A 24,281-nucleotide genomic window follows, 5' to 3' on the forward strand; every position below is an offset into this window, starting at 1 on the left:
ATCAGGGTCTTGAGCCACAATCCGAAGTTCCATCGCTGAACTTCGCGAGCGAGCGAGTCTTTGCTTCGCACTGGACAGGCAGTTCACTTTCCCGCGCGGTCACGCAGGCTTCCCCCGCCGTGCTGGCGGGTGCGCCGCTTTGCGTTGCCCTATGTCGTTTTCGTTTGTAGCGCACGTCATTTTCGACGTTCGCCCCACTGCAACAAACCAAACGACATTCTCAAACGGAAAGTGATTTCAAAATGATCATGCAAGAACGATATGCTCCCATCGCAACAGAAAGCTATCAACGCGGAGCCACCGAGCCACTCCTAATTGGCTGCCCGGTATGCGGACGCCCCGCGAAGGTTCGCCCGCACCTCATTGGCGAAGAAGTTGCGTGCGGGCACTGCCACGGCACCTTTGTCGTGACGGAACAAATGAATGGCGAGAAGATCGCGAGATCAATAACCGCCGCTCGAGAGACCTCGAAACAAGAATCGCCCGTTCGCTCGACACCAATACGGCCATCTCGTAAACAGGACAAACTTCCCAAACCGCATCAAAGTCGCCAGTCAACGCCCCGTCCCATCGCATTCATCGTCGAACCACGCGACGAGGTTTATGCTCGATTGGCCGGTGATTTGATCGAAGCTGGCTATCGCGTCGTCAGAGCCTTGTCGGCTACGGATGCACTGAAGGCGTGCGGAAAGTATCGCCCTAAACTCGTCCTGGCGCAGCTTGCCCTTCCAAGCCAAAAGGCATGGCAGTTAGCTCCGAAGCTGGCGATGCTCGATTGCGATACGCGAGTCGTTTTGTACGGTGCTGAGGTCGCAGTCCACGACTATGCCATGGCCGACTTCTTGGGAATCGAAGAATTGGTCGAGTACGGCGGTGACTTGTTTCGACTTTCTGCACGGATTCGTCAAGTGCTTGGTAGCGAGTCGCCTGTGCAAACTGAATCGAAATACCGAAGCGTTGCCTAAAACGGCGTCGCCCAAACAACACAAACAAGCCAATCATCGAAGGACCGATTTCATGCTAATTCTGTCACGCAAAATAGGCGAGTCGATGTGCTTGCCCGGAACGAACACCACGATCACGATACACCGGACTTCCGGCGGTCGAGTCATCTTGGCGATCGACGCACCACGCGAGGTCGCCATCGTGCGCGGCGAGCTGATGCCGATTGAACCAAGCTCGTCAATGACAACGGATGTTTCTCAAACACCTCCAGTGGCAACGAAACCGCGTTAAGGCCCCCATCGGATAAGCATCAACCGCGAGCAAATTTCGCCGCGCTGAAGATCGCTCGACGGCGCGGAAGATATTCGTCGCTTTCCCAACTCGGCTACCTCATCAATCACGGATCAATACCCGCAACCCGAACGGACGCGACGATGCAGTACTCGACGAGGGGCAACGTAGCTCGCTCGGTAGCTGGAATACGTCGGGACGTAACTGGAGTAATAGCTGGGATAGTAGCTGCCGTAGCCGAAGCCCCCGTAGCCAATGCCGCTGTAACCCACGCCATAGCCAAGCCCGATACCGTAGTAGCTGGCTCCATGACCGTAGCCATAACCGTGACCGTATCCACCGTGACCATATCCACCATACCCATGCCCATAGCTACCCCCATGGCCGTATCCCCCGTGTCCGTATCCCCCGTGTCCGTAACCACCATGGCCGTAACTCCCATGGCCTCCGAAGCCATGACCGCCGCCGACGTGTCCGCCACCATGACCACCTCCATGACCGCCATTGGCCATCACGGGTGAAGACAACGAAATCGCGGCAGCTACAACAACCAAGCCAGCAAAAATTTTGAGTTTTGATGCGTTCTTCATCGGAAATCGCCTTTTGAAAGGAATGTGAAGGCCCGTTTAGGCCAGTGCGGGAACAAGCGGGGCGATCTGCAATCCAGATGCCAAGCTTCCACTGATTTAGATGCGAGTTTCACATGGTTTCTTCACGCCAAAGATCACGGGTTCGTGAAAACATGGCGCGAGCATGCTGGTCATGCCGATTGATTGGCCGTCTCGTTAGACCAATCTGGATCAAACGCTTAGTGTTTTCATGCGTTCATGATCCAGGGAGCGGTCAACATGACCACTTGAAAACTTGGCTGCTTGCCGCGTCCCGGGCTGTATCGCAAGTGAGTACGCAGGCCGTTAACGGCCTTGCACCGCATGCTCAGACGAAAAGAAGCGCTCCGTGCCTTGCGCTTCAATCGCATTGCCGATGCGATTGAGCGCGTGCGCGTACGCCGAAGTTCGCATGTCGATTTGATTCGTTGTCATCAAATCATAAATGGTGTTGAACTCACGCGTCATGATCTGGTGCAGACGCTCGTGAACCTCATCAACGGTCCAGTAGTAACCGGCTCGGTTCTGTGTCCATTCAAAATAGCTGACCGTCACGCCACCCGCGTTTGCCAGGATGTCCGGCACCACCAGTGTCTGCTTGTCGTTCAGAATCACATCGGCATCCGTCGTTGTCGGCCCGTTGGCAACCTCGACGATCACCGGTGCAATCACCCTTTCCGCGTTATCAGCAGTGATTTGGTTTTCGAGTGCCGCTGGAATAAGGATATCGACATCCAGTTCCAGCAATTCTTCATTGGTAATGACTTTCCCACTTCCAGGGTCGCTTTGCTGGCAGTGGCATTCGACGCAGCCGCACTTGGGGCAATCGCAAACACTGCGACTGGCGTAGACCTCGGACAGAGATTCACGCTTCTGTTTCAGCTCGATCGCTCGGGGAATGTCCAAGCCTTCTTCACGGACGATACCGCCACGCGAATCGCTGATCGCGACGATACGGTAACCATCAGCGTGCAAAAGACTTGCAACGTGTTGGCCTGCGTTACCGAATCCTTGTACGGCGACACGGATGTCTTGCGGTCGCCAAGCCTTGATCCGTTCAAGCTCTTTGATGCAGTAGTAAGCGCCGCGTCCGGTTGCGTCATCACGGCCAAGGCTACCGCCAATCGCGATTGGCTTGCCAGTGATCACAGCAGGCGTTCGGCATCGCTTGATCTTGGAATACTCATCCATCATCCACCCCATAATCATCGCATTGGTATAAACATCCGGTGCGGGCACGTCGGTTTCGGGACCGATGAAGTCTGCGATTCGTTCGATAAAGGCTCGACTGAGTCGTTCCAACTCCATCCGAGACAGCTCTTTCGGATTGACGATGATGCCACCCTTACCGCCGCCGAACGGAATTCCAGCGACAGCGCATTTACACGTCATCCAGAAAGCGAGTGCTTTGACCTCGCCCAAATGAACATCCGGATGGAACCGAATGCCACCCTTGGTTGGGCCGCGTGTGTCATCGTGTCGAACGCGGTAACCTTCAAACACTCGTAGTGATCCGTCGTCCATCCGGATGGGAGTGGAAACTTGCAGGATCGACTTGGGGTGTCGCAACCGTTCAAGAGACTCGCTCTCGATGTTTGCGAACTCCGCCGCGTGATCGAGTCGAAGGAGAGATTGCTCAAAGATGTCATCGGACGGTTTGATAGCCATGGAGTATCTCGAGTGAAAGCCGCGTAGAGTTAGGATTGCACATTGTCAGTTGCCGCTAGTTGTTGTCCGTCGCAGTCCCGACAAGTGCTTGGCGTTGATCCTCGGTCAGAATCTCGGCAGCGTTTCCGACGGCACGGATGAACTCGATGCGGTTGTTGACGGTCAGGCTGGCGATTTCCTTTGCCTTGGCTTCGATCTTGCTGATGTCTGGCTGGTCAGCGGCGGTCAGCACCCACAGTTCCTGTTCGGCTTCTGCGATTTTGCGTTCCGAGGTGGAAGTCGCCAGCAACGAAGACTCCTTGATCGTGTTCAGCTTCTTTTGCTGCTGGTCGGTCAGCGTGATGTGTTCGGGATGATCGAGGAAGAAACCGGTCTGGCCGATGTGATAAAGATGCGATGCCCCTGGAAATCCAGGCAAGGCGGACGGCATCTCCATCCCGGCCATCGAATCCGATTGCATGGCGGGGTTCATTCCCATCATTCCCATGCCCATCATTCCTTTCTTGCCTTTCATCATGGACATCATCCCCATGCCGCCCATGCCTTTGCTCATCATGCCCATTCCCATGCCGGACGATTGGCTGCCGGAATCCTGAGACATGTTTTTCATGCCGCCCATCTTCCCCATTCCCATGCCGCCAGAGCCCATCGACATGCCGCCGGACTCGCTCGAATCATTGGCGTCCTGGGACATGCTTTTCATACTGCCCATGCCCTTCATTCCACCCATCGACTTGTCGCCCATCGCTTTGTTACTCGACATGCTCGGCATGGAACCGCCGGTTGCGTAACGGGCTTGGTGCTGTGCCTTGAGAGCCGCTTCCAGTTGCCCCACCTTCAATCGCAGGGCTTGCAATTCCGACGCGAGACCACCGGCTTCTGCTTTGGCTGGTGGCGTATCGGAGTGATTGGCGTGCGTGTCGCCAGTGGTTTGTGCGACGGAAGAGACGCTTATCAACAGCGTGATCAGTGCCACGCAAGTGAATGAGACAAGTGACGGTGTACGTTGAGTGAACATTTGTAGGACCTCGGAGCCTGGTTGGCTGATTTTTGGGGGGACGTGACGGCAGGAACCTGCCCTTGATACCCAGTGCGGGTATATCTAAACTGTGACCATCATAGGGACTGGGACGTTACGCGAGGCAACAGGGTTGGTAAGTTACGCAAAGCAACCGCTTCCACTACTTCACGAATGCAAACCCAGTCCAAGCGATGTTCTCGGTCGCGTGAACTGGGTTTTTACGATCATGGCGGTCAATTCCTTTGAATCTCGATCAAATCAAGCGAGCACGGATGCAACGAAGGTGCATGAACGCCATGCCTGCTGCGAAATCACTCGCTAGCATCGGGTGCCGCGTGTCCTTCGTGCTTGTCGTCGCCGGTCATCTTCATCAACTTGGCGTGGTCCTTGCTGATCTCGTCCAGCGCGGTCGTCAACTTCGTGGCCATTTCGCCGCAAACCTTGCCGTCGGGCGTTTCCTTGCAGCATTCCGCGTGCAGCATCTTTTGAGTTTCCGAGGCCGCCGCCAGCTTGTCGTCGATGACTTTGACCTGCTGGACGACTTGTGGATTGTCGACGTATGCCTGGCGGACGATGCCCATGTCGCGCTGAATGCCTTGGACTTGCATGCCCAACATTTGCGATTCAGCGTGCGTGATCGCTGGGTTGATCACCGGGGACTGGGTTGTGTAGCTGCCGATGCTTCGCGAGTAATCACGGGCGTGTTGGATGTTTCGCGATGTACGCTGATTAGCCCAGAATCCTTTGCCGGGACTTTGCCGTCGCTCGACGGTCGAGCGAATCTTGCTGCCTTGCGCCGACGCGGGCTGGGGAGCCAGCGATCCAAAGGTGAACATGGCGGCCAGGGCCAGCGCAGCGATTCCGAACGGTTTTGTACTCATTTGCGGGGTTCCTTTGTTGGAAAACCAGGGGATGTTTTGGTGAGGTCTCTTTCTCACACGTTGTTTTGGATGCTGGGCGATGTTGCGTCCTTCACGAAAAAGCTCAGTTTTCCTCACCTTGCTGCTGTGCATGCCGGAGACACGACTTGTTGAGCAATCCACACAAGACGAACGAGCAAGCGTCGGCGGAGGCAACGGTTGATTCCGTGGCAACCGCCGCATTGATCCGCGAATGTATCGATGGGGACCATGACGCGATGGGTCGGCTGTACGAGCGTTGCAGCGGCCGTGTTTATGCGCTGATGGTTCGCATGGTGGGGCGCCAAGACGCAGATGATGCGATGCAGTTGGCATTCATGCAGATATTTCGCAAACTTGATCGCTTCAGTGGCGGGTCAAGTTTGGAAACGTGGATTTACCGTGTGGCGACGAACGAGGCATTGCAATTTTTGCGACGTCGTAAGCGAGACAATGTCGACACTCTTAGCCTGGAGCCGGAATCCAAAGTGACTCAAAGCGGGCTACGACTAGAGGATGCAGAGATGTTAGAAGCGGGACTGGCCAAGCTTGAACCTGAACTGCGTGCGGTGCTGACGCTGAAAGAAGTTCAGGAGCTGTCCTACGCCGAGATCGCTGAGATTATGGACATTCCTGAGGGCACAGTCGGATCAAGACTGAACCGTGCGCGTCGAGAGCTCCGGGACGAGCTTGAGAGGCTTGGGTGGGTGTGAGGAGTTATGGGATTTGTTAAAGGGCATCGTGATTTGATTGTTTATCAACGTTCGTTTGCCGCTGGGAAACGAGTGTTCGAGTTGTCGAAGGCTTTTCCGAGAGAGGAAATGTATTCGCTGACGGATCAGGTTCGCCGATCGTCGCGAAGCGTCAGTGCGAACACTGCTGAGGCATGGCGGAAACGTCGATTCGAGAAGCACTTCCGCAGCACCTTGAATATCGCTGAAGACGAAGCGGCTGAAACCCAAGTCTGGATTGAATACGCTGCGGCACATGGATACTTGGACGCTTCGACGGCGAGGCAGGCAGATGAGTACTACGAAGAGATCATCAAGATGCTGGTAGCAATGATTCTAAAATCCGATCAATGGTGCAGTGTCAGTTCAAACTCCAAATCCTCGCCCACCGTCAAAGAGTCCTCGGCAACCTACGAATCCGAAGCAGCCAGATTGACCAAGCCCAACTCCTCAACCTCTAAACCGCTCCCAACTCCCCGCTCCCAACTCCCCACTCAAAACGGACATCCAACTGTTCGATCAATCTGCGCGATCGTGCCCGCAAGCGTAGCATTGATGCGTGCAAGCTGAATCTCGAACATGAGCAGTTCGCGGTAGGTTTCGATCAGCGTGAAGAAGTCAGTGCGTTCGCCACGGTAGTCAGCGATCGCAAGTTTCAGTGTGTCTTCCGCTCGTGGGATGATGCGGTCTTCATAGATGTCGGTTTGCTCGACAAGCGAATCGGCTTGAGCGAGCAGCCGACGCAAGCGACCATAAATTTCATCGCGTTCGGCTTCGAGTCGCTGGGTCGTGCTGCTCGTGCGACGATTGGCCTCGCGAACGCCAGCGTTGATTTTCTCTCGCCAGATCGGAAGCGTCGTTCCGAACGTAATGCTGAGGTTGTCGTTTCCGTTGGCAACCGGACTGATCACGTCATGACCGTCACTAACAATGCCCCAGTTGAGGCCAACCATGAAGTCCGGGTATTGCTGCAAGCAGGCAAGTCGTTGCTTCTGTCGATCTCTCTGAATTTCGGCGGCGAGCCCGCGGAGGCTGGGATTGCATTGTTCAGCCTGTGCAATCAACGCGTCTAGCTGCAATGGTGCATCATTAACGCCGAGTTCTTCGGTCGCTTCGGCGAGAAGTGAAGTGGGCTGCTGCAGCAAGGCAGCAAGGTCGGCCTGAGAAACTTCTTTCTGCTTCTGTAGCTGAATCAACTGATCGTCCAGTCGATCGGTTTCGAGCTGAGCGCGAAGTACGTCTTGCTGCGTCCCGCCAGAACGATAACGCGCCTCGGCGACTTTGGTGAGATCATCGACCAGATCACGCGTCTCTTCGATGATTTGAATTGCACGAGTTGCATACCAGACTTCGTAGTAAGCAAGGCGAACGGATTCAGTGATCTGCCGCTCGATCCGTTCGACTTCTGCCTGGGCCATTTGGGCTTCGCGGCTAACAATCGCTCCCTTTGTGCGGAGCTTATCCGGAAATGGAACACCCTGCTGTAGGGACATTTGGTTCGCGATGCGTCCCCCCGCGGTTTGAAGCGCATTGTCGTGAAGCGGCCAGAACGTGTTATTAAATTGAGGGTCGGGCAGAGCGGTGACTTGAGGGATGCGGTCGAGTTCTGCGGCTACACGCTGGCGGGCGGCGCGAATGCTGGGGTGCGCCGCAAGGGCTTGCTGCACGAAATATTCGACAGGCTGGCCGGTGGCGAGCTGGGAGTTGGGAGTGGGGAGTGGGGAGTTAGGAGCGGACTCCGAACCGGCTTCCGCTTCGTTTTCATCGTTACTATCTGTATCGCTGTCGGATTCATCCGCTTTGTCGTCTTCCGACCTCTCCTCTCTCCGCTCGTTACTCCTCACTCCCAACTCCTCATCTTCCAAGTCTTCAACTTCCTTGAGCAATTTGCCGAATGGGTTTTCGTCCACCCCTTCGTCCGGCTCTTCCGCGGTAAGCATAACGGGGGCAGCAAACACCAGTCCGTGACTGTCGCGGTTGCTTGTCAAGGGGAAGTCGTTGTAGCCGACCGGCGCAACGCCGGGATCGCCGCCGCTAGCTGGTGATTTCGGCGTGTCCGCGACGACTTGGGAAACTGCACTAGCAGCGACCGTGGGCGTAGACGTGTGCCTCACCAGGCTCGTTCGAGCCGGTCCTGAGGCACACCCACCAGCGGAGCATGCGATGAGCGATAGGGCCAGAAATTGACGCTTTCGCGAGCGAGATAGGGTGCGATCTTGGTGCATTCGCATGACAAACTGGCTCCATCCAGCTATTCTTCAATGAAAAGTTCGGCGACAAGTCCAGATTCGTCTTGAACTTTCAAGCCTGATTTCCGATATACTCCGTATACGGGGTCTAGGTATCTGTTTCGGAAGTTCCAAGTGTTTCGCTGTCGTATTATTCGTTCCGTCGTTAATCTTTCACTGATCGTCGCAATGATGATTCAGCCGGGGATGGCGTTGGCATTTACGAATGATTGCGGGGCGAATTGTGCTTCCGACTTCATGTGTGAAGGCTGTGGATGCTGCGAAGTCTCGTCCCCAGAAGAGAAATGTTGCTGTTGCGGTGGCGGCGACAATGCCGAGGGCGGGAAGAGTTGCTGCATGGGCGGAACTGAGTCAGAAGACTCCTGGGACAGCCCTGAAGTGACTCAACCCGAAGAAACATTGGAACTGCAGGTCATCGTCCTCAGTACAACCGAAGCCGCAGCTGATTCCGATGACGCTATTGGTGATGCAGCGGAGGAAGTCGAAGTCACATCTACCTGTGGTTGTGGTGTCGAAAGCCCGCCGCTAGGCGAGTCCGCACCTGCTCGGCCCACGATCCCGACCCGCGAATCCGTTGCAATCCGTTATTCGGATTTAGCCGATCTCTTCGGTGGCTCAGTACTTCCCCGATGCCCATTGAGCGTTCGTGGCGAGAGTATTAAGCAGCCTCGCTTCTCGCAAATCCAGCTCTGTATTTGGCGGCTGTGAATTCGCCTGCGTAGGCCGATTCGTGCGCGTTCCACAAGGTGCGTTCACGCCGTAACGGCAGTCGTCAAGACTTTCGGGCCTACATCTTAGCGAAGCTCAGTAAGAGCTTGCGATCGCTGAAAGTCTCCGTGGCTTTCGCTACCGCAACCTTCCGTCTCAGAAACCGCACCCCGATTGCGCGCGTTTGGTCGGCGATGAATATCCTCCGATTCTTCGTCGAGCTCTCATGCCGTCACCTGGTTTGTTGCTGCGTTCTTCGAGCATTTCAAAATCAAATCCAATATCAAGGAGGTACCAACTATGAATCAAGAAAATCCAAACAAAGACAGCGAGTCTGAAGTAGCGACGACGTTGCCATCAACACCGGAATCAAGCAATAAAGAGCAGAATGCTGAGGCAAGCGACCTCGCTCCAGCGACCAGTTCCAGTGAAGAAGTGCCCGGCGATTCGGTAGAAACCAAACCAGAATCAAACGAGGCACCTGCGCCATCCACGCCGGTCTCGGAAACGAAAGTAGGTGGATTTGGTTGGCTGTTACGCGTCGGCGTGAATGCGGGCGTTGTAGCCGGGGTCGCTGCACTGATCCTGGTCATGATCGGTATCGCTCAGCGAACGGAATGGATCACCGCCAACGGCTTTTCTGGTGGCGGTGACGGCGAAGCGGTAGCTGATGCCGGTGGCGGCGAAGACAAACGCTACATCTGTCCCATGATGTGTACCCCACCTTCGACAGAGCCAGGTCGTTGCCCGGTCTGTGCGATGGAATTGGTTGAAGCGACCGGTGGCGGGGGCGGCGACGGGATCTCAGTTACGATCGAATCGTCGGCACGTCGTTTGGTTGGAATCCAAACCGCGACTAGCAAAATGGGAGAAGTGAATCGAACGATTCGCACGATCGGCTCGATCGACTTCGACGAAAGCCGACTATCGACAATTTCAGCTTACATCGACGGCCGCTTGGAAGAACTATATGCCGATTATGTGGGCGTCGAAGTAGATGAAGGCGATGACCTCGCTCTGATCTACAGCCCCAAGCTCTACTCGGCTCAGACCGAGTACGTCACCAGCCTGGATAGCAAGTCGGTGGGACGGTTCAGCATCAACAGTCCCAACATGCAAGCGATGGCTCGTGAGAACCTTAGCGAACTGGGCATGACCACCGAGCAAATTGATGATTTGCGTGATAGCCGAAAGCCGCAGTCACGCATCCGAATCAAATCACCACAAACGGGAACCGTCTTAGAGAAAGCAGCCGTCGAGGGTGACTATGTCAAAACCGGTCAGAAGATTTACCGCATCGCTGACTTGACCTCCGTGTGGATGATGCTGGATTTGTTTCCCGACGATGCCGCGTCAGTTCGATTCGGCCAACAGGTCGAAGCCGAGATTCAGTCGATGCCGGGCGAAGTTTTTACGGGCCGAGTCGCGTTCATTGATCCAACGGTCAATCCAACCACTCGCACCGTTCGAGTGCGTGTCGAAGTCATGAACTACGACGGAAAGCTGCGTCCTGGAGATTACGCGACGGCTCGCATCAGCGTGCCCGCGATTCCTGCCGACATGGTCTACGATCCCGCCTTGGCTGGGAAATTCATTAGCCCGATGCACCCGCAAGTCATCCGCGATGAACCTGGGGATTGCCCGCTGTGCGGAATGGATCTCATTCCGACATCGCAACTCGGCTACTCGCCAGAACCGGTCACGGCCCAGCGCGTCGTGACCGTGCCCCGTGACTCGGTGCTGCTAACTGGTCAACACGGAGTCATCTATGTCGAAACCGAGCCAGGACGCTTTGAGATTCGCCGCGTGACCGTTGGCGCGATGAACGATGATGATGCAATCATTGTCGAGGGGATGAGTGCGGGTGAGACCGTTGCCACAAACGGCAATTTCTTAATCGACTCGCAAATGCAGCTTGCTGGCAATCCATCGTTGATGGACCCGAGCAAGGCACCGAGCTATTCACCTGGTCCACTCGAACTTCCCAAACGCGAACCAGTCATGCTGGCAGGTGAGTCCGGCAAGAATTTCGACCGTGCTTATGACGCCTACTTCGAGATTCAATGTGCGATGGCGGCCGACCAAACGCCTCCGCCCGTGGCACTCAATACGCTGTTGGATTCACTGAACAAGTTAGAAATGCTACCCGACGTTCCCGACGATGCCCAATCGCGATTTGCAAGCGCACGACGTGGGGCTTCGAGAATGGACGGATCACTCGAAACAGCCCGCGAAGCTTATCGCAGCGTCAGCCATGCCATGTTGCACGCCGCAACCATGGCTCGCGGGCCGAAAACGGCGAAGCAGCTGACTCACTATTTTTGCCCGATGGTTCCCGGCGGAGGTGGCGACTGGATGCAGCCCGGTGGCGAATTGCAAAACCCATACTGGGGCAGCGAAATGCTGACATGCGGCGAAGTAGTAGGGGATATGGGAGTGAAGAGTGAGGAGGTGGGAGTGACGAGTGAGGAGACGAGAATGAGGAGTGAGGTGGTGTTGAAACCCGACCCGGACGGTGTAATCCGTCTGTCCACCAAGTAACTCCCCACTCCTAACTCCCCACTCCTAACTGGCAAAAAAAATGCTTAACTTAATCATTCGCTTCTGCGTCAAAGAGCCATGGCTGGTCGTCTTCCTGACAATCGGGCTGAGCGTGGGTGGGTGGTTCGCATTCAAAGCGGTACCGATCGACGCAATTCCCAATGTCGGTGAAAACCAAGTCATCGTGCTAACGCCATGGCCCGGTCGTTCGCCCAAGGACATTGAGGATCAAGTTACTTACCCGTTAAGTGTATCGTTACTGGCGGTTCCCGGCGCTGAATCCGTGCGTGGCAAGAGCATGTTCGGTTACAGCTTTGTGCAGGTCACATTCAAAGACGAAATTGACTTTTACTGGGCACGCAGCCGTGTTTCTGAGCAGCTCGGAAGCGCGGCATCTCAATTGCCCGATGGTGTTGTTCCGCAACTAGGTCCCGATGCAACGGGACTGGGGCAAGTCTACTACTACACTCTGCAGCCGCCAGAAGAAGGCATGAGCCTGGCGGAGCTTCGCAGCATGCAAGACTTCGTTGTCAAGTATGAATTGCAAGCCGTCGAGGGCGTGAGCGAAGTGGCATCCATCGGTGGTTACGTCCGGCAATATCAAATCGAAGTCGACCCCGATAAGCTCCGCTTCTACAACGTCTCGCTTGACAAACTAGCGATGGCGATCAAGGGATCAAACTTGGATGTGGGTGCCAAGACCGTCGAGACGACTGGCATGGAATTCATTGTCCGCGGCAAGGGGTTTCTCGGCACCGACGGTGATAAGTCGAAAGCAATCACCGACATCGAAGAAACCGTTATCCTGCAGCGGGACGGCGTTCCGGTTCGCGTCAGCGATGTCGCTCAAGTCCAGCTCGGCCCTGATTTCCGACGTGGTGCTCTCGATTACAACGGAGCCGAAGCGGTAGGTGGCGTGGTCGTGATGCGATACGGGGAAAACCCTCGCGTTGTGATTGACCGCGTTAAGGACAAGATCGCAGCAATCACACCGGCGTTACAGGGAGTGAAGATTCATGGCGTCTATGATCGCAGCGGGCTGATCGACGAAACAATGGCGACGCTGACTCATGCGTTACGTGACGAGATCATCATCACTGCCATTATCATCCTGCTATTTTTGTTGCACATTCGCAGCAGCTTCGTGGTCGCGATCTGCTTGCCCGCCGCCGTGCTCATGTCCTTCATTGCGATGCACTTCGTCGGAGTGGAGGCGAACATCATGTCACTTGCGGGAATTGCGATCGCGATTGGGACGATGGTCGATATGGCGATCATTGTGTCCGAGAACATCTACCAGCATTTGGCGGATTGGGAGAAAGAAGATAGGGCGATTGGTACTCGAGGAGATCGAGAGAAATCGAGAACGGAAGTCGTCTATGAAGCTACAGTCGAGGTTGCTCCCGCAGTCGTGACGGCCGTGTTGACGACGATCGTCAGCTTCTTGCCGGTCTTCTTCTTGACCGGGCGTGATTATCGACTGTTCTCACCGCTGGCGTACACGAAGACGTTTGCAATCGCCGCCGCAATGATCACGGCGGTGACGATTGTGCCCGCACTCAGCCGCATTCTGTTGCGAAGCGCCAACTATCGAAAAGTGAATGCGCTGATTGCAGCGATTTCGCTCTCGGGACTGTTGGCCGCCATGTCGCACTTCATGTGGGGCGATGACTTGGGTGGGTACTTCGGTGTGGATTCATGGATCATCACTTTCGCTGCGGGCGTGATCGGATTTGTCGGCGGTTGGCAGCTGCTTCGCGAGCGGATTCGCCCGATTGAAGAGATTCCTTCGAGTCGATTCGTTCGCTGGATTTACGCTGCCCGATTGCGTCATGCTCTCAATCACAAGGCGTTCGCGCTGTCGTTTCCGGCAATGTTGCTGGTGCTAGGTGTAGGAGCTTATTTCGGGATGCCAACGGTTCTTCAGCCTGTAGAAAGAACCGCTCGGGTTTTCGGTGCAGAGCTGAATGACTTCCCTGGTTATGTCGATGCCAAACATGTTTTCACTGGACTCCAAAGTGACGACTGGATCGCTCTGGATGAGGGCAGTTGGTTCTACATGCCGACGCTATACCCGGCGGCCAGTTTCTCGCAGGCCATGCAGGTGCTGCAAACGCAAGACGTGTTAATTGGACAAATTCCTGAAGTCAAAGACGTGCTTGGGAAAATCGGACGCGTCGAATCGGCGCTTGACCCAGCTCCCGCTGCGATGGTTGAAACGTACGTCATGCTCAAGCCCGAAAGCCAGTGGCGTGAGGGCGTCACCGCACGCGACGTTTGGGATGAGATCAACAAGGTCGCCACGCTGCCCGGCGTCACTCCCGCATCGGCTTTGCAACCGATCGAAGGTCGTGTGGTGATGTTGCAGTCCGGGATCAAGGCACCGATGGCGATTCGTGTCTACGGCGATGACCTGACGACGCTCGCCAGCGCCGCAATGAATGTCGCCGGAACCTTGAAGAAATCGCCTGTTATCAATGAGGGAACGGTGAATCCGGACATCGTTCTTGGCAAGCCCTACATCGAATTCACCGTCGATCGTGAAGCGGCGTCACGCTACGGAATGAGTGCGTCGATGGTCAATCAAGTGATCGAAACGGCGCTGGGCGGAATGAATCTTATCAAGACGGTCGAGGGTCGCGAACGCTACCCGGTGCGATTGCGTTACAACCGAGATTTGCGTGAGCGGATCGACCAACTCAATCGACTGCCGGTTGTGACCCACAGCGGTGCCGTGGTTCCGCTTGAGGAGCTTGCAACTCTGGAAACGACTTGGGGTCCTGGCGCAATCAATAGTGAAAACGGTCGGTTGGTCGCTCACGTTTCCTTTATGACCAACGGGTCGAAAGGCGATTTGGAATCCGTGACGGCAATTGAGGAACAACTCAGGGAAGCTCAATCGCTGCCGCCCTCACACCCCGACCACCTGGGTCTTCCCGCCGGGTACTCATTGGAAGCAGTCGGTAGTTTCCGCAACCAGATTGAAGCTAACCTTCGATTGATGTGGATCATTCCCGTCGTAATCATGATCAATTTGTTGTTGATCTACTTTGAGTTCCGCAATCTTCCCATTGCCATGGCAGTGTTCACCGGTATCCCGGTCGCCTTTGCGGGAGGCATGATCTTGGTCGCCTGGATGGAGGTTGAGCTGAATACAGCCGTCTGGGTCGGATTCATTGCGTTATTCGGTCTGGCGGTCGACGATGGTGTCGTGATGGCAACGTACATTCACCAGTTGCTGCAAAAGCGAAAGGTCAGCAGCGTTCAGGATATTCGGGACACTGTCTACGAAGCAGGGCTGAAACGCATTCGACCCTGCATGATGACGACGGTGACGACGCTAGCCGCCCTGATTCCCGTTTTGATCGCGACCGGCCGTGGTGCCGACGTCGCTCGGGCGATGGCGATTCCTGTGTTTGGCGGCATGCTGGCCGAGCCGTTCACGTCGTTCATCGTCCCCACGCTGTATTCCGCTTATTTGGAGATGAAAATGCGATTCGGCATGAAGGACGAACTCTGGGAAGGGACTGAGGAAGTGCCCAAGGAGGAGTTGATGAAAGCTGCGTGAAGAAAGATGGGGAGTGAGGAGTGGGGATTTACAGCACCAAACTCCTAACTCCCAATTTTCTTCAAAACCTTGTGAAGAAACCAAACTGACCGAGCATCTAACCCACATCCAACGAATTCTACGACCGAACGGATTGGTCGTGAAACTTTAACGGAGTCTCAACCATGAAACATAAAATCCTACTTACAGCCGCATTGATTGCCGTCGCTTCGGTGTCGACTTCCAGTGCACAGCACAATCACGCTGGCCATAATCACGCGATGCCCGGTCAAACGGCGACCGCTCAAATGACTCGTCCGGTCGCTGGGCCTCACGGAGGGTCGCTAAAACAAGCAGGCGCTGTTCAGTTAGAGACGGTGGTGTCGCAAGGCGGCATTCAGATGTTCGTCTTCGACCGAAGTGGGCAACCGCTTTCCGTCGATCGTGGTCGTGGGGCTGCGTCCCTACGAGTCGAAGGCAACGCGAAACGGTATCGCTACGACTTGCTGCCTGACGGTAAAGGCGGCTTGACCGCTCCCGTCAATCTTTCGCAAATTGCTGGGCGTCAGATCGAAATTGAAATCCAGTTGGTTGGCATCAATGCTGCTGGCGGCCAACCATTAACGCTGAATGAAGTGGCGACAGTGCCTGCGAGCGAACTTCAGCTCGCAGCCGCCGCAATCGCTCGGCAAAAAATATGTCCGGTCAGTGGAAAACCACTCGGTAGCATGGGTGATCCCGTCGCCGTAGACGTCAACGGTCAACGCGTATTCGTTTGTTGCGGAGGCTGCGTCAGTGCAGTCAAGTCAGACCCGGCCAAGTACGCCGCAGGGCGTCCACAAATCACCGTTGCGACTTCCACCGCAGCGGATGCAGCAGCGATCGCCGCACAAAAGGTCTGCCCCGTGATGGATGAGCCTCTCGGTGGCATGGGCACGCCCATCAAGGTAACGATCGGCGACAAACCAATTTACCTCTGTTGCAAAGGCTGTATCAAGAAAATCCAAGCCGAACCTGCGAAATACCTCGCGATGGTTTACGGAGATCAGAAGGGGAGTGCGGGAGCGAGGAGTGACGGAGCACCTGCCTCCAATCCCAACATCACGGTCACTGCGGCAACACAGGCCGATGCCGCCATGATTGCTCAGCAAAAAGTCTGTCCCGTGATGGACGAACCACTTGGTAGCATGGGCGATCCAATCAAGGTGATGGTCGGTGATAAACCAATCTTCTTGTGTTGCAAAGGTTGTATTAAAAGAATCAAAGCCGATCCAGCCAAATACCTTGCGATGGTTTACGGCGCTGGCTCGACTGGTTCCGTACCTGCTGGAACCGAACAAGTCCGCGAAGGCATTTTCAAGGTCAGTGCCGAAGACGCACCCTTTATCGCAGCGCAAAAGAAGTGCCCCGTGATGGATGAGCCACTCGATGCGATGGGCGGACCTTACAAAGTTCACGCCGCTGGCAAAGCGATCTACATCTGCTGCCCCGGTTGCGCAAAAAAGATTGCTGCTGAGCCTCAAAAATGGTTGGCTGTCCTCGCGCAGCAAGGAGTCAGCGCCCCGCTGATTCGGTAACGAGTAACGAGCTGGGAGTGAGGAGAGAGAAATTGCAACTCCCAACTCCTCACTCCTCACTAAAAAACGCGGGGGCGGTGTCCCTGGAAATCGCGGCTCGTTCGAGGTCGAAAGTCACGCCGTCCCCGCCCTTTTACTCTTTTGAATGACATGGATTGTCAAAATGAATATCAAACGAAATGTTTTGCTTGTCGCTGCCGCGTGCTTTCTGTTTTCAACGACAGGTTGTGCTACGAGTCGGATTCCGTGGCTTGCAAAGAAGGAAGAGACTTCTGCGATGGAAAGCTATGTAGCTCAAGCCGCATCGAACATTGAGTACAACACCGAAGTTGATTTCGATCGCGACTATCAACCAAGTGCGCAGCCGGTTGCCAGCTACACAACTCCACCCGCTCGGACCGCGTCGCGATCTAGTGGCGGATCAGGCGAGAGTTGTTCCAGCGGATGCTGTCACTGATGAGTCTCTTCACAAGCATCAAATACCTTCCTATCGGGTAGTGCGGCGTTTCGCCATTGCCAACGTCTGCTGCTTCTTTGCGGCAGAACTCGGCGACCTGCAGATGACCAACCTGCCCGATGGGATGGTGTTTACGGAATTGACAGCTCCAATGCTCGACGATCTGTGTGCCGACTATCCAGACCACTTCAGTGACGAGCATCGCAAGCTTCTTGCAAGCGAGCGAATTCGAGGCTTTGCGGTTTTTTACGATCAATCGCTTGCGTCGTTCTTGTGGCTGGCCATCGAAAACGTGCCTGGAGAGATCAACCACGACGGACACCCGGCGACGCAAATGCCTCTCTACCTTCCTGATGCCGTGGGCTACGTCTTCAATGTCTTCGTGAAGCCTGAATATCGGGGGCGAAGATTGTACGGAGCGATGATTGCTCAATTGGCAAATTGCTTAGGCAGCGAAGGTTTTACCGGGCTAATGCTAACGACCGAAGGCTCGAATTATCGCGCGTTAAGCAGTGTCCGACGGATGGGTTTCCGGATGGTTGGACGCAGCATGCTATTCGGCATTGGCGGCTTCACATTGGCGAAGTATCCCGGACAACCGATGTTGGGTGGTATTTAGACGGGACGCTATGCTGGCGACACCAGAGCTTAGCCGACTTGAGCGACAAGCAACGTCGTGTCGTCGAAGGCGGCCCGCCCCTCGCGAAATTGATGCAGTTCGCTGGCAAACCGTCGCACCAAGGACTTAGCGTCGTCCCCGCTTCCCACGGAAACAACGCTTTCAACACGGCCGGTTCCAAACTGATCCTCGCTCGGATTGAAAGCTTCCGTGACGCCGTCACTGACAATGACGATCTTCGTGCCTTCACAAACGTTGACGCTGTGATCTTCGTAGGTCGTGCTATCTTCGACGCCCAAAATCAAGTCGCTATGCTCAAGGCGCTCGACAGGTCCATCTCCGCTTTGAATGAACGGGAGTTCGTGCCCGGCGTTGGCATACACGACCTGCCGCCGCAAACTGTCGACGCGAACAAGTACCATCGTTGCGAAGTGCCCCATCACGACGTACTCATAATACTTGCGGTTCACATGATCGAGAATCTCTGCCGGGCGATTCGATAGTTTCGCTGCGTCAGTGACAAAAGATTTCAGTAAAGTCGCTGCCATCGCAGCGGGGACGCCATGACCTGAAACGTCGGCGACGCATAGCAATGTTGATCCATCGCTGAGCTGGATCACATCGTAGTAGTCACCACCAACATCGTCGGCTGGCTCAAAGAGTTCAGCAACCTGCACGCCCTCTAATGCCTGGCTCTTGGGACGTAAGTTTTGCTGAATCGACTTTGCTTTTTCCATGTGGACACGGCGGTCTTGCTCGACCGCGTCCAGTTTTGCCCTCATCTCGTTGATCTGTTCCCCCAAATACGCTAGCTCGCGGCAGCTATGAACATCGACATGAGCGTTCAAGTCTCCACTGCCAATTCGCTGCAACGACGCCTCCATCCTTCTCATCGGTTTGGTAACAATCTGCCGTATGACGAGGCTCACAAGCGCCGCAGCGATGACGCCTCCCAGCAGGACCGCGATCATCTGTCGAAATAGGGCCTCCCGGGCGACGGCAAGGATGTTTGATCGCTTCTCCGAGACGTACACGCGACCTGCTGGTCCATCAAAAGAACCCACAACCATGGATTCGGCCATTGGCATCGAATTTGGATTCCCGGTCGCAGCCGCCATCATTGCATCGAACATATCTGAGGATGCTCGTCCGTGTGATTGAGCTTGCAAATTTTGGCCTTGCCACCGGAGTGCAATATGATGTCCTGGCGAATCTTGCGAGTTCATTCTCGCACAGACGCTATCGACCAACTTTTGCACGGCATCGCTGCCACTATCGTCGATCGCAACCGCCGACTCGTACAAAGTTTTCGCTTCTTCGGCCAACGCAATCCGAGTCTGCTGGACCTCACGCCGAATCCGTAACCGGTGATCAACCACGAGAAAAGTCGCGACCAGAATCAATAGGAACGAATTGACGGCAAGCAACAACTGTCTCGCCAATGGAAGCCGTCGCCAGAACTGGGGAGTAGGTATTCGTTTCATTGGCTCGGAGATTGACCGGGGACGTTCGCGATAGTGGGGCTGTCCGCTTGGATGCTTGCTACATAGGCGTTCTTCACATGTTCTTCACCAGCCGTGGAGATTCTTGAAAAAATCGCCCCATGGCCCGCAAGCATTCATTGCTGTTGGTTTGATTGCTGCCGAGGATGACTGTACGAACAGTGTTCAAGTGCATGGAGCTTACCTGCCCATTCTTGGCAAAGGGTTTCATAGCTAGCTGCGAATCTTTTCGTGTCATCGCATTGCACGTCGTGATCAACTTCAAAAACCTGGCTGACAAACTGATCTGCGACTTGCGGTTCATTGAAATGATCGTTTGATGTGCAGATGACAAAATGTCGTTCCGCATCATCGAGCATTTGCATACTCGCATTCCAAATGCGATCAATCGGTTCAGGGTTGCTTGGTGAACTCAAGTGCTTTGTTGCCCTGAGAGCTCGCAGGATCGTCGAGACTTCCAAGCAGAAGCGGAGCATCTGGCTCATGGCATATCGAGACTCCGAAAAACGGAAGTAGTGCAAGGCCGGATAGAAGTGGTGCGACTCCAGGAGTTCCGCCAGGTTTGACGAAAGCGTGTTGAGATCCTGCTGAAGAAGCGACCAGTCTCCCGACAACACATGCGGTTTCAAATAGATAATCGCATTCCCCGTTCGCTGCGTTCGGAAGTCAATTTCGCAGGCAAACTGGTTTCGTCTCGCAAGAGCCGAATAGATCGCAATGACGTACGCTAAGACAAGCGTGAAGAAGCTAAACCCCAGCCCCGCCGCCGTGACCGTTGAAATCTTCGTCCATGCCGTCGTGGGAACCAAGTCACCAACCCCAAGCGTGGTGATCGTAAATCCTGCATAATAAAATGCAGTCACGAATGACTGATCCGTTGGTTGCGTCCCGCTTGATATTATTCCAGTTCCTAGCTGGGGCCACACAACCAAGCTGATGCCGAACACCAGCAGTGAAGCCCAACAGATTGTCTGAGTGACGAGAAGAATCGGACCGCTAAAGACGATGAGTGGGCTGGGCCGGATGAACCGTGCGCGAATCACATCATGAAAGATGCGATTGATTGCTTTGGTTACCGGCCCCACGACTGCTCGGGGATGAAGGACAGCCATGAAGGTTTCCCAAACGCCCAAAGCACTCACCAGCAGTCCTGCGGTCGTCAGGAAGACATCGGTCACGCTAGTCGATCACGCTTGCGTACTTTCGGAACAGACTGATCAACTCTTCAAGCTTCTGTTCTCGATCGGCGGACGGACCACCTTCGAGAGCCTCGACGACACAAGTCTTCAAGTGCTGTTCCAAAACGATTTGACCAACCTTGCCGAGAGCACCTGTCGCTGCCGACAATTGCATCAAGACATCCACACAATATTGATCCTCTTCGATCATGCGGCCAACAGCTTCGACCTGTCCGATGACACGCCGGAGTCGATTGTTGACCTTCTTTTTCTCTTCGTCTGAGAGCATTGGAAACGCTTACGAAAAATGGCTTTGGTAGCGGAAGTCGTTGAGACTATCGGGCAGCAGGGGTCGAAACTCTAGACGAGTTCCGCTATGAATCCCTGATTTTAACCGGCAAACGCCTTCGCTGTTAGGCCGCTACATCTTCATTCCAGGCATCAACTTTTTGCCAGAATTGTACTTGGAGATGTCTCCAAATCGTCTCACGATCTCGGTGAAGACCTCGCCAGGTTTCACGGTCTCATTGGTTTCCATGACTTTATGGTACAGGTCCTCCGGCATGACTCGTAGCGTTGTCATCAGTCCCATCACCGCCATTTCCGCCATCGGACGCATGCCCATCATCTCGCGGCGCGAGCCGATCTTCTTCATCATCGCATCAGACATGTTCATGCCCTTCATCTCTTGCGGATAGCCGGGGGTCCCGAAGCCAGGGTCTTGGCGAATCGAATCAACGGCGGGTCTAGAATCAAGGTTGGCGAGGTATTGGTCCACCGAGGTGTTCTTTCGCATCCGCGGCCCGACTTGTTCGGTCATGTGGTTCATCATGTGATGGACCATGTGACAATGAAACATCCAGTCGCCGGGATTGTTTGCGATGAACTCGAAGTCAGCAGCTTGTGCGATGCCGATTAGTTCCGTGTTGCGTGGAATCCAAGCAGAGTGCGGAGTGCGGGCACCTTCGCGACCGGTTAGCCAAAACGTATGACCGTGAAGGTGGATTGGATGGTGCTGCATCGGTGCAAAATTCATAATTCGCACTCGCACTCGCTCGCCGTGCTTGACGACCAGTGGTGTTGTGTAGGGACCGCTGCGACCGTTAATCGTGTGCCAGTTCCAATCCATCTTCCAACTGTCAGCGATATTTTGCGAACTGTCGATGAAGAAGTTCTGGAAGATCAATCCGAAGTCACGGTCCACCGGTGGATCAAAGACTTTCTTGGGATGGACGATGAACCATCCCACCATTCCAAACGCTTCTTGCATGGGCACGTGCGAGTGGTAGAAAAACGTGCCTTCCTCATGAACATCGAACTCGTAAACAAAGGTCTCGCCCGGCTTGATCGGTTCTTGGCAAAGCTCCGATGCACCGTCCCACTGAACCGGAAGCTCCAAACCGTGCCAATGCACATATGTGTCTTCGGGTAGTTCGTTGGTAACAACAAACCGCACTCGATCTCCTTGGGTGACTTCGATCGTCGGCCCCGGCATGCTGCCGTTGTAGCCGTACACGTTCATCTCATAGCCGGGCAGAAACTCTCGCTTAACCGCCATCGGGACAAGTTGAAACTCCTTGACTCCGCCAACCATCTTGTAGGGAAGCTTATCCAAGTCGGGAGCTTCAAATGGAGCCGGGCCATCGGAAGCCGGTCGAAATCCCGGCATCAATTTGCCAAGGTAGTAGTCACTGTTGGGATCATTGCCGCGAGACGGTTTGAATCGCGAATAACCATCGTATTCGGCTTGAACCTCCGAGTCGGCTGGAATCTGGGGAGCTGCCTGTTCGCCGTGCTGATGCGACGACATTCCCTTCATGTCCATTGGCATCGGTTCTTGCGCCTGTGCATTTCGGCCAAGCAAGTTCCCAACGGCTCCCGCCGCGGCGGCCAGCGATCCTGCGGTTAAGAAGCGTCGGCGGTCTTCGGTGTTTGACATTCGTTTTTCCGATTGTTTGTTGGGTGGTGTTTCGTTTCAATCGTGCAGAGACCTGTAGCGGACGCCGCCAAGGCTTTCTGCCTGACTTATCTCGGCTTGGCTACCGCATCAATGTGCCCCGGTGGCACAGGGCCGTCGGCAGCCATGAGTCCCCCGCGGAGAAGGAAGCCGTTGATCATCGTTTCCTGTTGGCGAACGACTTTGAACTGGTCGATCTGCTCCATTCTGGCTTGAAAATAGCCGCGTTGGCCTTCCAAGACTTCCGGCCAAGCGATCCGATTTTCTTTGTAGCTAACGAGCAATTGCCGATAGGCCGCCCGCAGCTCGGGAATCACGACTCGATCGTACTCCGTGGCATGTTGTAGAGCGGTGGCGTAGGCCCGATAGGCTGACGCCAAACGCTCTTTCAGATGCAATTCCATTCGTTGAATCTCGAATTGCTGTCGTCGCAAGTCTTGGCAAGCCTGGCGAATCGTTCCTTGGTTGCGATCGTAAATCGGCAACTCGATTTGAACGCCGGCGTTGTAAACGTCGTCGCCATTGCTGAAGTTGTAGCCAGGCCCGCCCTGGATCGTGATGTCAGGAATCCATTCCACCTGTTCGCGCCGGACAGTGGTTTGATCCACTCGTAGTTTCGCCCGCGCGGCCAACACTTCGGGACTTTCCATCACTAAACGAGAGAGAACGTTGTCGAAGGACTCCAACGCATCGCTCGGACGTAACTCACCTTCAGTCGGTCCCATGGATAGCGGAACACCGACGATTGCGGATAGACGCCGCAACGCATCGCGGTACTCGTTCTCGGTCGCCATCCGTTCTAAACGCTGCTTTTGCAGCATGACGTTGGCGCGTCGAACCGCCGTCAAATTGGCTTGCCCTTGGTTGTACTGTTCGCGAGTCGTCACGGCACCGTCTTCGGCCGTCTTCTCAATCTCTCGTTGAAGTTCGAGTCGCATAGACGCCGCCAAAGCCTCGATGAATTGAACTTCGACAGCATTCGTCACGCGGTAAGTCTGTGCAATCGCGAGGTGCTCGGCGACATGTGCGCGTTGCCGATATTTCAAACGACTCAATTGCAGTTTGCCAGCGGTTACGAAACGCTGAGAGACCTCGAACCCCTGAAACTCCCCCGCGCTGCCGTCACTACCAATCTTCTCGCCGACATACATCAAGACCGGGTTTGGATAAAGACCTGCCTGCAACGCTTTGGAAGTTTCCGCCGAAACGTGCAATCTCGCTTGCTGGATGGTCGGGTTGTTTCCCGCTGCCAGCGCCAAGACGGTATCAAGCGTGTGAGTTTCAACCGCTCCATTGTCCGCGTAGTCATACGCCGTGTCGAAATCAGCAAACCCACTTGGCATATCGGGCAGCGGGGGCAAGTCGCTCTCAGGAACCACTCGGTCGTCGACACCGCCGAGTGACTGTGTCATTGACCGATCCATGCTCATCATCTGTCCCATCGAGACGTCCTGAGCAACCGCCGTTTGATAAGTTGTCGCCGCCGTCACTGCGATCAACAACTGAAGTAGTTTTAGTTTCATTGCTTCCGAATCCTTGGAATGATGCCGAGTCGTATTCAAACCTTCGGCCAAATACCCGTACCGGGTACAGCGGCGAGTGAATGAAGGCGTCGTCGACTCAGTATTCATTCCGCTTGTAATGATTGGGCAAGAATTAGCCGCCGGTCGGACTGTCCGAATGTTTCAGCAAAATTTAGACGATGCTTCGACGGATCGTCACCCGGTAATGCCTCTCCCAACCGGGTTGTCAGGCAAACGCTACCGACGCTAATGACGACGAC

At 54.9% G+C, this 24,281-nt stretch carries 19 protein-coding genes; 9 read left to right on the top strand and 10 right to left on the bottom strand.

Translation table 11 applies throughout. From position 1 onward, the window contains the following. The first annotated feature begins 407 nt into the window (after positions 1-407). Both TBK1r_RS12985 and TBK1r_RS12990 read left to right on the top strand, forming a co-directional pair. Positions 408-965 carry a response regulator gene (locus TBK1r_RS12985; RefSeq protein ID WP_145211039.1) on the top strand — a complete coding sequence of 186 codons (558 nt, stop codon included), beginning with the start codon at positions 408-410 and terminating at the stop codon, positions 963-965. A gap of 52 nt (positions 966-1,017) precedes the next feature. Beyond that, positions 1,018-1,236, top strand: a complete 219-nt coding sequence (locus TBK1r_RS12990) for a carbon storage regulator (protein WP_145211042.1) — start codon at positions 1,018-1,020, stop codon at positions 1,234-1,236. A gap of 113 nt (positions 1,237-1,349) precedes the next feature. Here TBK1r_RS12990 and TBK1r_RS12995 read toward each other — a convergent pair whose 3' ends face one another. The 4 genes from TBK1r_RS12995 to TBK1r_RS13010 form a co-directional block, all read right to left on the bottom strand. Then, complete coding sequence (locus TBK1r_RS12995) at positions 1,350-1,763, bottom strand: hypothetical protein (protein ID WP_419581293.1); 414 nt, start codon at positions 1,761-1,763, stop codon at positions 1,350-1,352. A gap of 387 nt (positions 1,764-2,150) precedes the next feature. After that, positions 2,151-3,512 (bottom strand): Glu/Leu/Phe/Val family dehydrogenase, encoded by a 1,362-nt coding sequence (locus TBK1r_RS13000; protein WP_145211045.1) that lies wholly within the window; start codon positions 3,510-3,512, stop codon positions 2,151-2,153. A 55-nt stretch (positions 3,513-3,567) separates the two neighbouring features. Further along, a complete protein-coding gene (locus TBK1r_RS13005; RefSeq protein WP_145211048.1) occupies positions 3,568-4,530 on the bottom strand; it encodes a Spy/CpxP family protein refolding chaperone in 963 nt (320 codons plus the stop codon). 314 nt (positions 4,531-4,844) lie between these two features. After that, a complete protein-coding gene (locus TBK1r_RS13010; protein ID WP_145211050.1) occupies positions 4,845-5,414 on the bottom strand; it encodes a hypothetical protein in 570 nt (189 codons plus the stop codon). Between the two features lie 149 nt (positions 5,415-5,563). Between TBK1r_RS13010 and TBK1r_RS13015 the strand changes: the two genes are divergently transcribed. Together TBK1r_RS13015 and TBK1r_RS13020 are read left to right on the top strand one after the other, a co-directional pair. Continuing rightward, positions 5,564-6,145, top strand: a complete 582-nt coding sequence (locus TBK1r_RS13015; protein ID WP_419581294.1) for an RNA polymerase sigma factor — start codon at positions 5,564-5,566, stop codon at positions 6,143-6,145. A 6-nt stretch (positions 6,146-6,151) separates the two neighbouring features. Next, positions 6,152-6,733, top strand: coding sequence for a four helix bundle protein (locus TBK1r_RS13020; protein WP_145211053.1), 582 nt, complete (start codon positions 6,152-6,154; stop codon positions 6,731-6,733). On the opposite strand, the gene TBK1r_RS13025 is transcribed toward TBK1r_RS13020, so the two are convergent. Next, positions 6,658-8,121, bottom strand: a complete 1,464-nt coding sequence (locus TBK1r_RS13025) for a TolC family protein (protein ID WP_419581295.1) — start codon at positions 8,119-8,121, stop codon at positions 6,658-6,660. The genes TBK1r_RS13020 and TBK1r_RS13025 overlap by 76 nt on opposite strands. Positions 8,122-8,580: 459 nt before the next feature. On the opposite strand from TBK1r_RS13025, the gene TBK1r_RS13030 reads away from it, so the two are divergent. From TBK1r_RS13030 to TBK1r_RS13055, 5 genes are all read left to right on the top strand, one after another. After that, on the top strand, positions 8,581-9,120 hold the full coding sequence (locus TBK1r_RS13030) for a membrane or secreted protein (RefSeq protein ID WP_145222558.1): 540 nt from the start codon (positions 8,581-8,583) through the stop codon (positions 9,118-9,120). A 300-nt stretch (positions 9,121-9,420) separates the two neighbouring features. Then, a complete protein-coding gene (locus tag TBK1r_RS13035) occupies positions 9,421-11,661 on the top strand; it encodes a heavy metal-binding domain-containing protein (protein WP_419581296.1) in 2,241 nt (746 codons plus the stop codon). A 40-nt stretch (positions 11,662-11,701) separates the two neighbouring features. After that, positions 11,702-15,229, top strand: coding sequence for an efflux RND transporter permease subunit (locus TBK1r_RS13040; RefSeq protein WP_145211068.1), 3,528 nt, complete (start codon positions 11,702-11,704; stop codon positions 15,227-15,229). Positions 15,230-15,735: 506 nt separating this feature from the next. Continuing rightward, complete coding sequence (locus TBK1r_RS13045; RefSeq protein WP_419581297.1) at positions 15,736-16,785, top strand: hypothetical protein; 1,050 nt, start codon at positions 15,736-15,738, stop codon at positions 16,783-16,785. Positions 16,786-17,096: 311 nt separating this feature from the next. Then, positions 17,097-17,861 carry a GNAT family N-acetyltransferase gene (locus TBK1r_RS13055; RefSeq protein ID WP_419581298.1) on the top strand — a complete coding sequence of 255 codons (765 nt, stop codon included), beginning with the start codon at positions 17,097-17,099 and terminating at the stop codon, positions 17,859-17,861. A 29-nt stretch (positions 17,862-17,890) separates the two neighbouring features. Here the strand turns inward: TBK1r_RS13055 and TBK1r_RS13060 are convergent, their stop codons facing one another. The 5 genes from TBK1r_RS13060 to TBK1r_RS13080 form a co-directional block, all read right to left on the bottom strand. Next, positions 17,891-19,186 (bottom strand): PP2C family protein-serine/threonine phosphatase, encoded by a 1,296-nt coding sequence (locus TBK1r_RS13060; RefSeq protein ID WP_419581299.1) that lies wholly within the window; start codon positions 19,184-19,186, stop codon positions 17,891-17,893. A 293-nt stretch (positions 19,187-19,479) separates the two neighbouring features. After that, entirely contained in the window at positions 19,480-20,541 is a 1,062-nt protein-coding gene (locus TBK1r_RS13065; protein ID WP_419581300.1) for a potassium channel family protein, read from the bottom strand. A gap of 1 nt (position 20,542) precedes the next feature. Next, positions 20,543-20,830, bottom strand: coding sequence for a metal-sensitive transcriptional regulator (locus TBK1r_RS13070; RefSeq protein WP_145211084.1), 288 nt, complete (start codon positions 20,828-20,830; stop codon positions 20,543-20,545). 132 nt (positions 20,831-20,962) lie between these two features. Then, positions 20,963-22,480 carry a multicopper oxidase domain-containing protein gene (locus TBK1r_RS13075; RefSeq protein ID WP_145211087.1) on the bottom strand — a complete coding sequence of 506 codons (1,518 nt, stop codon included), beginning with the start codon at positions 22,478-22,480 and terminating at the stop codon, positions 20,963-20,965. A gap of 86 nt (positions 22,481-22,566) precedes the next feature. Continuing rightward, the gene (locus tag TBK1r_RS13080) at positions 22,567-24,021 is read right to left on the bottom strand and encodes a TolC family protein (RefSeq protein WP_419581301.1); all 1,455 of its coding nucleotides are present in this window, start codon (positions 24,019-24,021) and stop codon (positions 22,567-22,569) included. Positions 24,022-24,281: the final 260 nt, after the last annotated feature.

Source organism: Stieleria magnilauensis (assembly GCA_007753675.1).
Classification (GTDB): domain Bacteria; phylum Planctomycetota; class Planctomycetia; order Pirellulales; family Pirellulaceae; genus Stieleria; species Stieleria magnilauensis.

Bases quoted from the DNA above. Each gene is read 5' to 3' on its own strand.
- TBK1r_RS12990 (WP_145211042.1), top strand. From the start codon at position 1,018: ATGCTAATTCTGTCACGCAAAATAGGCGAGTCGATGTGCTTGCCCGGA.
- TBK1r_RS13000 (WP_145211045.1), bottom strand. From the start codon at position 3,512: ATGGCTATCAAACCGTCCGATGACATCTTTGAGCAATCTCTCCTTCGA.
- TBK1r_RS13005 (WP_145211048.1), bottom strand. From the start codon at position 4,530: ATGTTCACTCAACGTACACCGTCACTTGTCTCATTCACTTGCGTGGCA.
- TBK1r_RS13010 (WP_145211050.1), bottom strand. From the start codon at position 5,414: ATGAGTACAAAACCGTTCGGAATCGCTGCGCTGGCCCTGGCCGCCATG.
- TBK1r_RS13020 (WP_145211053.1), top strand. From the start codon at position 6,152: ATGGGATTTGTTAAAGGGCATCGTGATTTGATTGTTTATCAACGTTCG.
- TBK1r_RS13030 (WP_145222558.1), top strand. From the start codon at position 8,581: ATGATGATTCAGCCGGGGATGGCGTTGGCATTTACGAATGATTGCGGG.
- TBK1r_RS13035 (WP_419581296.1), top strand. From the start codon at position 9,421: ATGAATCAAGAAAATCCAAACAAAGACAGCGAGTCTGAAGTAGCGACG.
- TBK1r_RS13040 (WP_145211068.1), top strand. From the start codon at position 11,702: ATGCTTAACTTAATCATTCGCTTCTGCGTCAAAGAGCCATGGCTGGTC.
- TBK1r_RS13070 (WP_145211084.1), bottom strand. From the start codon at position 20,830: ATGCTCTCAGACGAAGAGAAAAAGAAGGTCAACAATCGACTCCGGCGT.
- TBK1r_RS13075 (WP_145211087.1), bottom strand. From the start codon at position 22,480: ATGTCAAACACCGAAGACCGCCGACGCTTCTTAACCGCAGGATCGCTG.
- TBK1r_RS13080 (WP_419581301.1), bottom strand. From the start codon at position 24,021: ATGAAACTAAAACTACTTCAGTTGTTGATCGCAGTGACGGCGGCGACA.